Annotated in this window: 15 protein-coding genes and 1 other RNA gene; 10 read left to right on the forward strand and 6 right to left on the reverse strand. The window is 44.6% G+C overall.

Annotated features, from left to right (window positions below; genetic code table 11):
* Positions 1-51 precede the first annotated feature (51 nt).
* Both RJD38_RS12140 and RJD38_RS12145 read left to right on the forward strand, forming a co-directional pair.
* A complete protein-coding gene (locus RJD38_RS12140; protein WP_367971328.1) occupies positions 52-930 on the forward strand; it encodes a LysR substrate-binding domain-containing protein in 879 nt (292 codons plus the stop codon).
* A 90-nt stretch (positions 931-1,020) separates the two neighbouring features.
* Complete coding sequence (locus RJD38_RS12145) at positions 1,021-1,194, forward strand: hypothetical protein (RefSeq protein ID WP_005596034.1); 174 nt, start codon at positions 1,021-1,023, stop codon at positions 1,192-1,194.
* Between the two features lie 20 nt (positions 1,195-1,214).
* Here the strand turns inward: RJD38_RS12145 and RJD38_RS12150 are convergent, their stop codons facing one another.
* The 3 genes from RJD38_RS12150 to RJD38_RS12160 form a co-directional block, all read right to left on the reverse strand.
* A complete protein-coding gene (locus tag RJD38_RS12150) occupies positions 1,215-2,138 on the reverse strand; it encodes a YeiH family protein (RefSeq protein ID WP_065545466.1) in 924 nt (307 codons plus the stop codon).
* A 155-nt stretch (positions 2,139-2,293) separates the two neighbouring features.
* Positions 2,294-4,168, reverse strand: a complete 1,875-nt coding sequence (locus RJD38_RS12155) for an MFS transporter (protein WP_065545465.1) — start codon at positions 4,166-4,168, stop codon at positions 2,294-2,296.
* A 16-nt stretch (positions 4,169-4,184) separates the two neighbouring features.
* Positions 4,185-4,775 carry a TetR/AcrR family transcriptional regulator gene (locus RJD38_RS12160; RefSeq protein ID WP_005596039.1) on the reverse strand — a complete coding sequence of 197 codons (591 nt, stop codon included), beginning with the start codon at positions 4,773-4,775 and terminating at the stop codon, positions 4,185-4,187.
* A gap of 208 nt (positions 4,776-4,983) precedes the next feature.
* Between RJD38_RS12160 and RJD38_RS12165 the strand changes: the two genes are divergently transcribed.
* Both RJD38_RS12165 and RJD38_RS12170 read left to right on the forward strand, forming a co-directional pair.
* A complete protein-coding gene (locus tag RJD38_RS12165; protein ID WP_005596040.1) occupies positions 4,984-5,862 on the forward strand; it encodes a Tim44 domain-containing protein in 879 nt (292 codons plus the stop codon).
* A gap of 114 nt (positions 5,863-5,976) precedes the next feature.
* Complete coding sequence (locus tag RJD38_RS12170; RefSeq protein WP_005596041.1) at positions 5,977-6,297, forward strand: DUF1244 domain-containing protein; 321 nt, start codon at positions 5,977-5,979, stop codon at positions 6,295-6,297.
* A gap of 132 nt (positions 6,298-6,429) precedes the next feature.
* On the opposite strand, the gene RJD38_RS12175 is transcribed toward RJD38_RS12170, so the two are convergent.
* Positions 6,430-7,497 carry a PLP-dependent cysteine synthase family protein gene (locus RJD38_RS12175; RefSeq protein ID WP_005596042.1) on the reverse strand — a complete coding sequence of 356 codons (1,068 nt, stop codon included), beginning with the start codon at positions 7,495-7,497 and terminating at the stop codon, positions 6,430-6,432.
* A gap of 126 nt (positions 7,498-7,623) precedes the next feature.
* Here RJD38_RS12175 and RJD38_RS12180 point away from each other — a divergent pair, with 126 nt between their 5' ends.
* The gene (locus RJD38_RS12180) at positions 7,624-8,082 is read left to right on the forward strand and encodes an Lrp/AsnC family transcriptional regulator (RefSeq protein WP_005596043.1); all 459 of its coding nucleotides are present in this window, start codon (positions 7,624-7,626) and stop codon (positions 8,080-8,082) included.
* A 31-nt stretch (positions 8,083-8,113) separates the two neighbouring features.
* On the opposite strand, the gene tesB is transcribed toward RJD38_RS12180, so the two are convergent.
* Positions 8,114-8,974, reverse strand: a complete 861-nt coding sequence (tesB, locus tag RJD38_RS12185) for an acyl-CoA thioesterase II (RefSeq protein WP_065545980.1) — start codon at positions 8,972-8,974, stop codon at positions 8,114-8,116.
* 225 nt (positions 8,975-9,199) lie between these two features.
* Here tesB and RJD38_RS12190 point away from each other — a divergent pair, with 225 nt between their 5' ends.
* Positions 9,200-9,631, forward strand: a complete 432-nt coding sequence (locus tag RJD38_RS12190; protein ID WP_065545464.1) for a YbaY family lipoprotein — start codon at positions 9,200-9,202, stop codon at positions 9,629-9,631.
* A gap of 41 nt (positions 9,632-9,672) precedes the next feature.
* On the opposite strand, the gene RJD38_RS12195 is transcribed toward RJD38_RS12190, so the two are convergent.
* On the reverse strand, positions 9,673-9,975 hold the full coding sequence (locus tag RJD38_RS12195; RefSeq protein ID WP_065545463.1) for a DNA base-flipping protein: 303 nt from the start codon (positions 9,973-9,975) through the stop codon (positions 9,673-9,675).
* Positions 9,976-10,100: 125 nt separating this feature from the next.
* On the opposite strand from RJD38_RS12195, the gene RJD38_RS12200 reads away from it, so the two are divergent.
* The 4 genes from RJD38_RS12200 (at position 10,101) to RJD38_RS12215 (ending at position 14,579) form a co-directional block, all read left to right on the forward strand.
* Positions 10,101-10,841, forward strand: coding sequence for a hypothetical protein (locus RJD38_RS12200; protein ID WP_065430128.1), 741 nt, complete (start codon positions 10,101-10,103; stop codon positions 10,839-10,841).
* Between the two features lie 157 nt (positions 10,842-10,998).
* The gene (locus RJD38_RS12205) at positions 10,999-13,038 is read left to right on the forward strand and encodes a GGDEF domain-containing protein (RefSeq protein WP_406852543.1); all 2,040 of its coding nucleotides are present in this window, start codon (positions 10,999-11,001) and stop codon (positions 13,036-13,038) included.
* 156 nt (positions 13,039-13,194) lie between these two features.
* Positions 13,195-13,291: signal recognition particle sRNA small type (ffs, locus tag RJD38_RS12210), an RNA gene on the forward strand.
* A 232-nt stretch (positions 13,292-13,523) separates the two neighbouring features.
* Positions 13,524-14,579, forward strand: a complete 1,056-nt coding sequence (locus RJD38_RS12215; protein WP_065545461.1) for a leucine-rich repeat domain-containing protein — start codon at positions 13,524-13,526, stop codon at positions 14,577-14,579.
* The last annotated feature ends 42 nt before the right edge of the window (positions 14,580-14,621 follow it).

A 14,621-nucleotide genomic window follows, 5' to 3' on the forward strand; every position in this document is an offset into this window, starting at 1 on the left:
CAAACCAATTGGCTAGTAGCATGAATTAAAATTTTTAATGCATGGATTAAAATGGCTAACCAACAACTGTTGCTGCGCAACCTACATACTTTTAATGTCGCCGCGAAAAGCATGAGTTTTACCTTGGCGGCAAAAGAGCTGCACTTAACACAAGGGGCAGTGAGTCATCGCATCAAAGTGTTGGAGAATGAACTTGGATTTAATTTGTTTGTGCGCGGCACTCGCAAGCTGGAGCTAACCGCTGAAGGCGAACGTTTTCAGTACACCTTGTCGAAGTCGCTCAGTTCTATTTTTGGCGAAATTGAAGACATTAATTGCACGGAATTGCATGGCAAAATAAACATCGGCATGAGCCCGGCATTTGCCAATGGCTGGTTATTACCTCGGATTGCGGATTTTAAGCGCCGTTATCCTAGATTTAATCTCAATATTTTTGCTCAAGAGGAGCAAGACTTTCATAAAAATCACTTAGACGTGGCGATTTACTATGGTGAAAGTGAGTTAAAAGATATGTATCGCCAGCGACTGTTTGGCGAGAAATATGTTCCGGTATGCACTCCAGCTTATGCGAAAGAGCTTAAGATTTATGACGATGGATTAGCCTCGCTGCATCGAGTGAATTTTATTCACGCCTTAGAATCGAATGTCTGGCAACGCTGGGTTAAGCACTTTGATCTGGACGTTAATCTATTCAAACATTTCTACTGCGTAAGTCACCGTGATATGGGCGTACAAAGTGCACTGCATGACGTTGGTGTGGCGATGGGGCGCTATCAGTTTGTGAAACAGTACATTGATACTGGCGAGCTTGTGACACCTTATCCGAGTATGGAAACTGAGATGAGTTATGATGTGTTATGCCCATTAGGCGCAGAGAAAAGACCGAAAGTGCACACCTTCATTAAGTGGTTGGAAAGCCAACTTAGTTAATTTAGCAATGTCATAGTACAAAACCGAATTTCTCAACCTTATAACGCTGACTCATAATAAAACCCGATGGATAGCGATAAGGATATAAAAATGAAGTTGATACTGACAGTAGGTGCGGTGTTACTGATTGCTACGGCAACGCAAGTAGAAGGACTCTATCGAGCGTTAGCCGAGTTATCTGCGTTTCTCTTCGTGGCAGCGCTAGTGATTCATTACCGCAAAGAGAAACGCCAAAAAATATCGATTGAGCCTGAAGATATTTAAGGGCTCTGGGAGTGTTTTTTCTATGCCAGTGTTAGCCAAGCTAGTGAACTGGTCGAGATCAATACCCACAAGGTCACACCAAAGAGTAACGGTTTTGCTCCCGCAGCTTTGAGCTTGCTGACTGAGATCCCGCAACCAATCAAGAACAAACACACCACCAACGCGCGTTTAGCGACATCAAAAATAACGTTATAGATCGCCTCAAATTGCGGTAGAGCGTCACTAACCCCAATCGCTAGACAGTAAAAAAGAATAAAGAATGGGATGGTGATTTTTTTCGAATCGCTACGGAAGATAACCGCACTAACGAAAGCAACGGGAATGATCCACAATGCGCGCGCCAGCTTTAAGGTTGTCGCGGTGGTAAGTGCTTCTTCACCATAGGCAGAGGCTGCACCAACAACAGATGAGGTATCGTGGATAGCAATCGCCGCCCAAGTGCCAAAGGTGTGCTGATCCAAATTAAGCGCATGGCCAATTACCGGGAAGATAAACAGAGCGATAGAGTTGAGCACAAAGACCGTTGCTAAAGCGAGGCCAATCTCTTCATCTTCTGCTTGAATCGCGGGCGATACAGCCGCAATCGCGCTACCGCCACAAATGGCTGTGCCTGCTGAAATCAAATAGCCGAGCTTCTTATCCAGTTTCAATAATTTGGTTAGCCACCAACCGACAACTAAGGTGCTGACAATGGTGGTAATGATAATGCCAATACCATCGGAGGTAACCGCGAGAGCTTCTTCAAAGTGAATCCCAAAACCGAGGCCGACAATCGAATAAGCTAAGAGCTTTTTAGTGATTTTTGCGAGATTAACGTGGCTTGGGACTAAACCAAAGGAAGCCAATAGAAAGCCAATCACTAAGGCGGTTGGTGATGTAACGAAAGGGGTTAGGCAGGCAAGCAGGCCAATAATAAAAGGGACAGTTTGTTGATATGGTTTCATGGTTTATGTGCGCTTATGCGTCTAAAGGGGGCAGTGAACATCATTGCTCACTTATAAAGAACGCCATTTTACATAATCGCGCTCGGTCAGTAAGTCTGAATGAATTGAACAGCTGTTCAGAAAAACCAAACAACTATCCAATCACTGGTTATCGATTAGCGCCAATCGCCACGCAACTGGCTGACCTTTTGATGCATTGTTTGAGTTGTTGCTTGCTCGGGCATGACGGGCTCTCCCGCTTCAATCTCAACCTTAGACCAAAATCGTGTTGGTCGCCCCTTACAAGCGTGACCTTTGTAGCGGCTAAAATAGCTACCCCATAAGCCTTTAAGCGCCATCGGGATGACGGGGACTGGGCTACGACGCAAAATAATGTCCATTCCGCGCATAAACTCTTCGATTTCGCCACTGCTGGTGAGGTGCCCTTCAGGGAAAATACATACGATGTGACCGTTATTGAGATCTTGTTCTACTTGATTAAATGCACGGCGAATCGAACCACGATTGGTCGAGGAGATAGGGATCACGCCAGCTCGTTTTAAAAAACGACGAATTGGCGGTAAATTGGCGTACTCTTCTTGCATCACAAAACGGATCAAGCGTGGATAAGCGCCACTAAGTAGCAGTGCATCCATATAGCTGACATGGTTACAAACAATCAGTGCACCGCCTTGTTCTGGTAAGTTGTGTAAGTTTTTATGGGTGACGCGATACATGGTGTGAGTGATGATCCAAACCAAAAAGCGCACCACAAAAATCGGTACTTGAGCAAATAGGTAGAACGCAACCAATAAGTTTAACGCCGCCAAAAGCAGGAAAAACTGTGGTATCGATAACTCAATGATGCTCAGACAGACAATGCCTAAGATGGCACTGCCAACCATGAATAATGAGTTATAGATGTTCAATGCCGCAACCACTTGAGCCCGTTCAGTCACTTTGGCTCGCTTTTGCATCATGGCGTAGAGCGGTACGATAAATATCCCACCAGAAGCTCCAAGTAGCAGCAAGTAGGCAAAGACAGGCCACAAGGGTTGATAGGTAATAAACGCGCTAAAATTGTCGAAGGCAGGTAACGAGGCTGGTACTGAGCTGGCCATCAACCAACCAAAAATAGTGATTCCTAAACTGCCCAGCGGTACGATGCCGATTTCAATTCGGTGATTAGAGAGCTTATCGCACGCCAATGAGCCAAAGGCGATACCAACGGAGAACAGTGCCAATAGAAAGGAAACGGCACTTTCACTACCATTGAGATAGATCTTCGTAAAATTAGGGAACTGGGTGAGGTAGGCTGCGCCTAAAAACCAGAACCAACTGATGGCCATGATGGATTGAAATATGATGCGATCCGATTTGGCGATAGCGATGGTTTTCTTTGTGTGCTTAATCGGTTGCCAGCGAAATTTTAGTTCTGGCGCTGAAGCGGCGGCTTCGGGAATCGAACGGCTGGCGAAATAACCCAACAAGGCGAATAGCACCACACAGCCGGCGGCAAGGTAGTTAGCATTGTCAGCAGAGGCAATCACCCCTGCGCCTAGCGTGCCGAGTAAAATGGCCAAAAAAGTACCGGTTTCAACCAGCGCGTTGCCTGGGACTAGCTCTTTAGTTTTGAGTTGCTGTGGCAAGAGGGCGTACTTGACTGGACCAAAGAAGGCCGATTGGGTGCCCATTAGGAATAGCAGCACCAACAGTACCAGATAGCTTTCGGTAATAAAGCCAATAGCACCGAGCAACATGATGCCAATTTCAGCCAGTTTTACCTTACGAATAAAGCCCGATTTTTCATACTTATCGGCCAGTACTCCAGCGGAGGCCGAGAACAGAAAAAACGGTAAAATGAACAGACCAGCAGCCAGATTGATAAACAGATGGCTTGAAACGGGCAGAACCCCAACGCCTGCGAACGCAACAAACAACAGCAGGACATTTTTGAAAATGTTGTCGTTAAATGCGCCAAAAAATTGGGTAATAAAATAGGGCAAAAAGCGACGTTGAGTCAGCAGTGAGGTTTGGCTTTGCTGTGGCATTGCAGATCCTTGTGCGTTACCAGTTTTTCAAGTAGTTCGACAGTAAATTTTCAATCAACTCTTTACCATCAATCGGTTCCGCGGCGAAAAATTTGTCGTCGACACTGAGCAGAGTAATGCCGTGCACACCCGACCATAGAACACGACTAGCTTGAAGAACTTCTGTGTCGCTGCGCGCAGGGGCGAGGGTACGTAATAAATGCTCGAGCATACCGGTCATATTATCAATACGCGCACTTTGCCACTCTGGCAGTACTTCTCCATTCATGTTGTGCTCAAAAATAAGCTGCCAACGATGTGGATGGCGCTGAGCAAACTCATGATAGCAATAAGCGAGCTCATACAGAGCTTGGTTCGGATCCTGGCTTTTCGTCACCACCGCTTTTGCTTCCGCTGACAGTTCATCCAGCGTTTGTGCTACGGCATGAAGTAGCAATAAGTTGTAGTTCCCGAACACATTCACCAGCGTGCTCGGTACATAGCCAATCATGTTGGCGATTTTGCGCAAGCTTAGCTCATGATAAGAGTGCTCGTCCAAAAAACGCTTTACCGTCTCTAAGGTCAGTGAGATAAGCTGTTCGCGTGTGTGATCGTTTCTTCGTGCCATAATGGAAAATCAAAAATGAACATTGTTCGATATTCTAATGAGCTACTACCTCAAGCGTCAACAACCTCAATTATCAAATTTGCAATATTCTGATACATGAATTCGATTGTGGGATGTATCTTTCTCTTGTAGAGAGCGCTAAGATTAAAGAACCAGAGCCTTCAATGGGCTGGATATTAAACTAAATAAAGTACCCTAAAGGAAAAACATGAAACGACTTTTTTCTCTAGTGGCGTTATTGATGGTTTCTGTAGCCATCACGCCTGTAGCGGAAGCTAAGAAGTTTGGTGGTGGCAAGTCTTTCGGTAAAAGCTTTAAGACAGCACCAGCGCCTAAACAGCAAAAACAGAACACCAATACCATTGGTAAAGAGCAAGCAGCGAAGCAGTCATCAAGCAAAAAAGGTTTGATGGGTGGCATTCTAGGTGGTTTGCTGGTTGGTGGTTTACTTGGTTCGTTGCTTGGCGGTGGCGCATTCGAAGGTATCCAGTTCATGGATATTCTGATCATCGGCCTTATTGCCTTTGTGATCTTCAAACTCATGCGCGGTATGCTGGGGGCGAAGCAGGGTAGTATGAATCAGCATCGACAGCAACCGGCTTTCGGTAGTTCTGCGCCTAAGTTTGAACAGCCAAATGTTCATAACTTTGAGCAACCACAGAACGTAAACCAAGGTGGCTTTGGTGGTTTTGGTGCGCAAACAGACGTACCACATAACTTTCCACCAAGCTTTGATCAAGCGGCATTTGTAAACGGTTCTCGTGAACACTACCGTATTATCCAAGGTGCGTGGAACCATAACCAGCTTGAAACGATCGAAGAGTATGTTTCTCCGAGCTTGTATCAAGACCTGCAAGAAGAGCGCGCAAAATTGGATGGCGAACAGCACACCGACGTAATGTACGTCGATGCAGAAATTGTTCGTGCTGATTACGATGCAAACAAAGCACAGCTAAGCCTACAGTTTAGTGGCCGCTACCGTGATGCTGCGGAAGGTATTGAAGAAGATATCGAAGACGTATGGCACTTAGAGCGTGACCTAACGGTTGAGAATGCACCATGGTTGATTGTGGGCATCCAAGGATAATCCTTCGTTACTGAGAGCACAGTTTTCAAAAACGCCCGAGCCGAACGCTTGGGCGTTTTTTTATCTATCGCGTATACTAGCTCTCTGAAGAATTAGAAAGATAAGGAAAGTAAAGTGGCTGAATTCAAACATAAAAACCTGACGCAAGAACAGCAAGACAAACTCGATGCCGCGGTTTTTCGCCGTTTGCTCGCGCATCTTGATGATAATAAAGATGTGCAAAACATCGATTTGATGATTTTGGCGGGTTTTTGCCGTAACTGCTTTAGTAAATGGTACAAAGCCGAAGCTGAAAATCAGCAGCTAGATCTGGATATTGATGATGCGCGTGAGCGTGTGTATGGCATGACATATGATGAGTGGAAACAGAACCATCAACCCGCTGCAACTCCAGAGCAGCTCGCGGCATTTGAAGCGCGTGAAAAAGCAAAGTAGTTAACCGATAGCTGCGGTGTTTGCACGACAGAGATAAAAAATGGCACTCCTGTGAGTGCCATTTTATTTTGTACTAGTTTCCCCGCCCACCTTGCTGCATTGCGTTTAATTGAGCTTGGAATATCGCGTCAATTAATCAAGCTGGCCAGTAGCCTCAAAGCGCTCAAGTCTTGCCATAAACGGTTGTAGATCACCAATGTTTGTTTGTACCCATTCTGGGTTGTAGTAGGTGTCTAGGTAACGTTCGCCGCTATCACACAATAACGTGACAATTGACCCTTTCTCGCCGCGCAGTTTCATCTCTCCGGCAAGTTGTAATACACCATATAAGTTGGTACCTGTTGAGGCTCCGACTTTTCGGCCGAGAATTTTTTCTAGCCAATGGGCCGTCGCTACTGAAGCTGCATCTTCAATGGTGCGCATTTCGTCCACTACCCCAGGGATAAAGCTTGGCTCCACACGTGGGCGGCCAATACCTTCAATTTTACTGCCGTTTTCGCCCGTGATCGCCTTGTTACCGGTACGATAAAATTCGTGGAACACTGAGTTTTCAGGGTCAACGACACATAATTTGGTATCGTGCTGTTGATGGCGAATAAAGCGACCGATGGTTGCCGATGTACCGCCTGTACCAGGGCTCATCACAACCCATGCTGGAACTGGATGATCTTCCAGTTGCATTTGGTCAAAGATGGAATTGGCAATGTTATTGTTACCACGCCAGTCAGTTGCGCGTTCTGCGTAAGTAAACTGATCCATATAGTGGCCGTTTAGCTCTTCAGCTAGGCGATGTGATTCCGCATAAATTTGATCTGAACGCTCAACCAAGTGCGCTTTACCGCCGTAAAATTCGATCTGTTCAATCTTTTTACATGCCGTGCTTTTTGGCATAACAGCAATAAACGGTAATCCTAACAAGCGAGCGAAGTAGGCTTCAGAAACGGCCGTGCTACCTGATGAAGATTCAATGATGGTTGTTTCAGGACCAACCCAGCCGTTACAAATGGCATAAAGAAACAGGGAACGAGCAAGGCGATGCTTTAGTGAACCGGTTGGGTGAGTGCTTTCATCTTTTAGATAGATGTCGATACCCTCAACACTTGGTAGGTCGAGTTTAATTAGGTGGGTATCTGCTGAGCGTTGGTAGTCGGCTTCGATTTTTCTAACCGCATTGTTAATCCAATCATGATCGGTACACATTAGGCTATCTCCTTAAATATCGTTATGCTGATAATTTACCTACAATTAGGGAGAAAACCTTTGCATTTTTTGTTCTATTTTTCTTATATTAGAGAAATATTTTCTCCAAATTGATTGGGTTGTGAAATGGAATTGGATGGAATTGATCGAAAAATACTCGCTTTGCTGCAACGTGATGCCACCTTGTCTTTAAGTGATCTGGCCGATGCTGTGAATCTAACCACGACACCGTGTTGGAAGCGGCTCAAAAAGCTGGAAGAGAGCGGGGTGATCCAAAAGCGGGTAGCGTTGCTCAATCCAGATAAACTCGACTTATCATTTAATGCTTTTGTGATGATAAAAACGCGTGATCACTCTCATGAGTGGTATAGCCAATTTGTTGCCACTGCGACTGAATTCCCTGAGGTGATGGAGTTTTATCGTATGGCGGGTGAGTACGACTACATGATGAAAGTGCTGGTGAAAGATATGCAAAGCTTTGACCGTTTTTACAAAAAACTGGTTAACTCAGTGAAAGGGATTTCGGATGTGACGTCGACGTTTGCGATGGAACCTTTAAAATACACCACAGCGCTACCGATTTAATCCGGTAGACGCTGTGGTACGAGGTACTGATTTAGTCAATAAAGCGCATCACACCTTCTTGTACTGCGCTGGCCACCAAGTTGCCTTGACGATCATAAATCTCACCACGGACTAAGCCGCGAGTGTTGCTTGCGGTTGGGCTATCGATCGCATACAGCAACCATTCATCCATCTTAAATGGGCGGTGGAACCAGATTGAGTGATCAATAGTCGCAACTTGGAATTTAGGCGTGAGTAGCGATACGCCGTGAGGATGAAGTGCAGTTGTCAAAAAGCCCCAGTCTGACGCATAAGCCAACAGGTATTGATGAATCAACTGATTGTCTGGTAACGCGCCATTCGCTTTGATCCACAAATATTGTTTAGCTTCTGTCTTAGCTGGTGTTAGCGGATTTACCACGACGACAGGGCGCATTTCAATGGGCTTTTCGCCACAAAAGGTTTGGCGTAATTTTTCGGGTAAGAAGTCGGCAACGCGTGCTGCGAGCTCTGATTCTGATGCGAAATTTTCTGGCCCAGGGATATCTGGCATGGTGTTTTGGTGCTCAAAACCAGGCGCATCGCCATGATAAGAGGCGGTGAGGTAGAAAATAGGACGGCCATTTTGAATCGCTTTAACGCGTCGAGTACTGAAGCTACGACCATCACGTAGATTTTCTACATCATAAATAATCGGCTTTTCCGGATCGCCTGGGTAGAGAAAGTAGCTATGAAATGAGTGGACGGTGCGTTCGTCGTCGACGGTATAACGCGCTGCAGAGAGCGCTTGGCCAATGACTTGGCCCCCGTAAACTTGAGGCAAGCCTAGGTTTTCACTTTGGCCGCGAAACAATCCTTCTTCTAGCTTTTCAAGTTTCAGAAGATTTAGCAGCTCGTTCAGTGGTTTACTCATCATGTATTATCCAAAATTAATTCTTTAAGCATTCTACGTAGTGTCATTATTGCACGCAATGATCATGGCTAAAGCCACTCACGGTTAACACCAGTATAGAGTAAAAGCTCATTATAACGGCGTTGCGTCAGAAATTGGTCAAGAGTGAATTCCCTCTCATGACAGTATGCAAAACTACGACTATAATTCAGCAAGTTAATTATACTATTCTCATTGTGAGGCGTTATGAAAAAGACACTGATGTTAGCAACGTCGGTTTTATTTGGGGCTGTTTTAATGGGTTGTCAAAATGAGCCTGCAGCACAGCAGGAACAAGTACAAGCACAGCAAACCATTACCGGTAATGTCGCTTACCGCGAACGTATTATGCTGCCTGATAACGCAGTGGTAACGGTTCGTCTGCAAGATGTGTCGCTAATGGATGCGCCTGCTAAGCTGATTTCTGAGCAAGTGATCGAAACCAACGGCGCACAAGTGCCTGTTGCGTTTGAGTTAAGCTACAATCCAAACGATATCAAACCTGGCCACCGTTACAGTGTAAGCGCACGCATTGAAGTTGCGGGTGAGCTACGTTTCATCACGGATACGATGAATGCGGTAATTACCGACGAGAATCAAACTCAGCAACTAAACCTAATGTTGGTTGGTACGCGCTAATCAAATAGCCTAAGAATAATTAGGATAAGTTAATGGCAGCTCTAGGGCTGCCATTTGTGTTTCTTGAGGCTAATTCGCCCGCCATCACTCACTTCTATTCCTTCCGCCAGTAACTGACGGCGTTGTCTTTGTAAATCCTCTCCTTTGAGAGAGATTTGCCCTTGGCTGTTCACAACTCGGTGCCAAGGTAATTTTGAACCTTCAGGTAAATTGCCAAGCGCTTTTCCAACGTGACGGGCATAACCGGGATAACCGGCTAATTTTGCGATCTCACCATAACTTGTGACTTTTCCATGCGGAATTTGGTGAATTACAGCAAAGATTTGCACTAAAAACTGGTCCATACTCATTTATTGATAATTTAGTTTTCGATAGTTGCTGTTAGCAGGATGACTTTCAGCAGCGATAATTGTGATTTATGGTCATCATATCCTAACTCGTCGATTCCAGGATGGAATAAGGAGCAGGAATGCTATTTTCTACCTTACAATTTTTTATTGCGACTTTATTGGCGGTCATCTGTGCGCGGGTGATTGGTTTTAGCGAGGGTGATATACCGCTAATAGCCATGGTTGCGCCAGTTCTCTGGTTTATTCCTCAACGAGGTTTTGCCTCAGCGGTTTTTCTCGTCAGCGTATTGGCGTACGGATTAACGCTGCCTCATCAACCCATCACCTTATCGGTCAGTGTGTGGATATTATTTCCACTCATGATGGTCGCGTTTTCACGACGAAGTCACTTTTGGGTCGTGTTTGTTGCTGCCTTGATCGTAATCACCTTACAAGTAGGCATTATGGTTACGCAAAATGCAGGCAAGCTTGAAGGCGATGCTGCGTTGACTGCTATTCAAACGGTCGCGGTAGTGATGATTTGGTGGTCAATGAGTCATTGGAAGCCAATCAAACAACATCGCTGGTGGGCATTATTGTTGCTCTTACCATTATGGATTACCCAAATGGCTTACGCGGTACTGTTTGCATTGGCGGTGATTGGTATTGTGGGTGCGTTAGAAAATTTATCCAAACTAAAAGATTTTCGTTGGGGTAAATTGTTGTGTTGGACTCTGCCTACGGTCGCCTTTGCTGCCTTGGTGATTAGTCCTCATGTGGAAGTCCCCAATCCTGTTTTTGTGGTTTGGTTGTGTTTACTTGGTACGGCATGGATTACTGACTATATCTTGCAGAGCGTCGAATATAACGAAGAAATATGAATCGTATTGCTGTCAATAATTGGAATGGTGACAAGAATATGACAGAATTGTTTGATTAATGCTCAATGGAATGTTGCATTTACTTTATGCTGTTTTGGCGACGGCTTAAATAAGAAGTGTAAGACCATACCAACAGGGTAACCAAAAGCAAAAATTTATGGTTAGGTTAGGATTACTTCGAGGATTTATTCTCGCGATTGTTTCTGTATTTGCGACTTGCTGTTTGAGCGTGTCAGCGTATGCGAATGAGCAATATCGAGTCGCAATAGAAGCGGATGATGTAGTCACTCGCGTTTTATTTGATGCCGTATCTCAGCGCTTTGAGGTAGATATTGCCTACGTCTACTACCCAAGCTTTAATGATATTCTCACGGCAGTTGAAAGTGGCGAGAGTGATTTTGCTGCCAACGTTACCTATACACCGCAGCGTGCGGAACGATTTGATTATTCTAGCCCGACCAATATCGAATATACCTACCTCTACAGCTATACCAATGCCACATTAGAAACAATTGAGCGAGTTGGGATCCCCAAAGGGACTATTTATGGTGAGCTGATCAAGAAGTATTTTCCTTCGTTAACTCAAATAGAATATAGCGGTCATCAACAAGCGCGCCATCTCCTTGATAGTGGTCAGGTTGATGGTGTTGTCGATGCCATTAACCAGCTTAAGCCGATGTTGTTGGCTGGATTGGATGCACAACTCCTTAATCATCAAATATCCATTAAGCCCGTATCCTTGATCGGTACCAAAGACAAGTTTCAATCGCAGCTCAAATCCTTCGAGCAGCATTTACACAGTGCGCCAGTGCAAAAGCTATTGCGTGAAACAGTGAATCAATACCAGTTTGATATTCGCCAAAAATCGTTGCGTGATTTGGTGTTAGAGAGCGGGATTGATCGTAACCGCCCGATAAAAGTTAAAATTGAACACGCGGGTCAATATGCCACTTACCATAACGATGGTCAGGTCACTGGTATTACTCCTGATGTGCTTTTTTCTGCATGTGATATTTTGATGCTTAATTGTAAATTGGTCAGTCGTGGTGATGAAACATGGGAAGATATGTATGCTGATTTTCTTGCACAAGAAATTGATCTAATTTCGCCATTTGCGAAATCTGAACCGCGGAAGCAATTCGCCTATTTCAGTGTGCCGTATTATCAATCCACGGCAATCATGATCAAGCGTGAAGGTTATAAAAATAACGTCTACAGCAATGTGTCGGAATTAATTGTTGAACGTATTGGCGTGGTAAAAGATGACTTTTATCAAGAGTTATTAGAAAGTCTGCTACCCCAGAAAACACTGATTACCTACCGTAATGCTGAACAGCAAATTGCTGCGCTACTGGCAAAAGAAATTGATTATGTAATTATCACTCGCTCAAGCTATAACAAGATACTGCGTGAATCGAAAACCTTGTTGCCGTTGGCTGAAGATAAATTGATTGGTGAATTTTATACTTCTAATGTGGCCATTGGCTTTACCAAGAATGCGCGTGGTAAAGCTCTCGTACCACTGTTTGATCGCGCGATTAAAATGCTCGATTTGGAAAAAATCACCAATACGCACTACGTTCAACCTGATTGGAAAGCCGCCTTACAGAGTGAACAGCGCTTAGCTCGTCGAAGTATTGCCGTGGTCGCATTGGGACTGATTGGTTCGATTCTCGTCAGTTTGTATCTGCACCATCAATCCAATACAGATAACTTGACGAGATTAAAGAATCGCCGTGCATTGCAGCGTCGCTATAGCAAAGATATCAGTCCGCATTTAACCTTGGTCTACCTAGATGTTAATAACTTCAAACCGATTAACGATACGTTTGGCCATGAAATCGGCGACCAAGTGTTAAAGCACATCGCCAAGCAAATATCGCGCTATTGGAAAGGCCAGAGCTACCGCATTGGTGGTGACGAGTTTATTCTGATCGGCTCCGTCGACAGTGTTACGCTCAGTTATGCGTTATTGAATTTACAGAAGCTGCAATTCACCTCACAAGATCATCGTATCACTTTAGATGTCTCGGTTGCTTTTGGGGTCTCCAAGCCAAGACGGGAGGCAATGACGTTAGAAGATGTGATGCATCAAGCCGATCTTTCAATGTATTCGCATAAGCGTAAAGTGACGGAACGTGAGATTAACGTGGCCAAACAGCAGATAGAACAAGAACTCAATATGATTCAACCATAATAAGTGATGGTAAAAGCGACGTTTTTGGTGGTTGTTGGTTGTTCTGTGTTCACTTGGCTCGAAATTGGAAGTTTTCTAATAAGATAGGGTTGCAAAGCTAACGGCTATGCCTGATAATTCTCGCACTCTCTGGAACAACAGAGATGCTCAATGGAGGCCTGGTCCTCCCGCAACAATAACTCGTGAACTCGGTCAGGTCCGGAAGGAAGCAGCCGCAGCGAGTGACTTGTGTGCCGGGATGTGGCTGGGTCTCCACCCAATTTAGAAAAGCCGCTCTCTATGAGCGGCTTTTTGCTATCTGACATTTATGATTTTTAATCATGAATCTATCACCTTGCAATTAGCCATTATTGTTATTCACCACAACAGTTTGCGACTGATTCCTTATATATTCAATTAACTCAAGCGGATAGGCCGCAGTTTTTCTTGCCAGTGCTATACTGCCGCAAATTTTGCTTTCGATTTGATTGAGTTAAGGATAACAGATGAAAAAGCCTCATTCTTTGTGGAGCTTCTTGATAGTCATGGTCGCGTTTGCCACTGGCAGTGTGCAAGCACAGGTACTGACGATAGACGATGTTAAGTTTGATAGGTCGAAAGGTACGATAAGGGCGTATCTAGCTCAGTATCGGGATATCATCATTCCGACTCATTTGGACGGTGTCCCAGTGGCGATCATTGGCAAAAGGGCGTTCAGAAATCAAGGGCTCACCAAGGTTGTTTTGCCTGAGACGATCAAGAAAATCGATGATGAGGCTTTTGCCAATAACTACTTGACCAATATTATCCTGCCGGATTCTCTAACATCAATAAGGCATCAAGCGTTTCAAAACAATAATCTTATTCATCTGGATATCCCCGATTCAGTCACTTTTGTCGGGGACGGGGCTTTTATTCAAAATGATCTCAAGAGCATCAAACTCTCAAACTCACTACGTGCGATCAGCCACGGAATGTTGGCTGACAATGAACTCACGGAAGTCATTATTCCTGACTCCGTAGAATTGATAGATAACTACGCATTTCAGAGAAATAAGCTGAGCCATGTGGTCATCCCTAACTCGGTTAAGACGATACTGACCCGAGCGTTTGCTAAAAATAAGCTCACCAGTGTGACTATCTCTAACTCGATATCACATATTCATAATTATACTTTTTCTGAAAATGATCTCACGAGTGTTGTGATTCCTGATTCTGTGAAAGTGATTGGTTTTCGCGCTTTTTATCAAAATAAACTGGTTAACGTAGAGTTACCTGATGAGCTTATTTATATCCAAGATGAAGTCTTTGCTGAAAACGAGTTAGAAACCGTGATGTTGAATGACAAGCTGGAAACGATAGGTCGGTATGCTTTCTATAAAAACAAGCTCACCACTGTGACCATTCCAAAGTCGGTGACCGAGATCTATCCTTCTGCATTTAAGGATAATCCGTTAACCCGAGTTGCTGTACCAAAAGCGATGATAGAAGAAAGCCGCTACGTGTTTGACGAAGAGGTAGAGGTTGTCGAAACGTCATGGTTTAGTGGGATTTTTAACTAGGCTAAGTGAATAACCAAAGAAACTCCGCCAATAGCATTGATA

The organism is Vibrio scophthalmi (genome assembly GCF_040869025.1).
Classification (GTDB): Bacteria; Pseudomonadota; Gammaproteobacteria; order Enterobacterales; family Vibrionaceae; genus Vibrio; species Vibrio scophthalmi.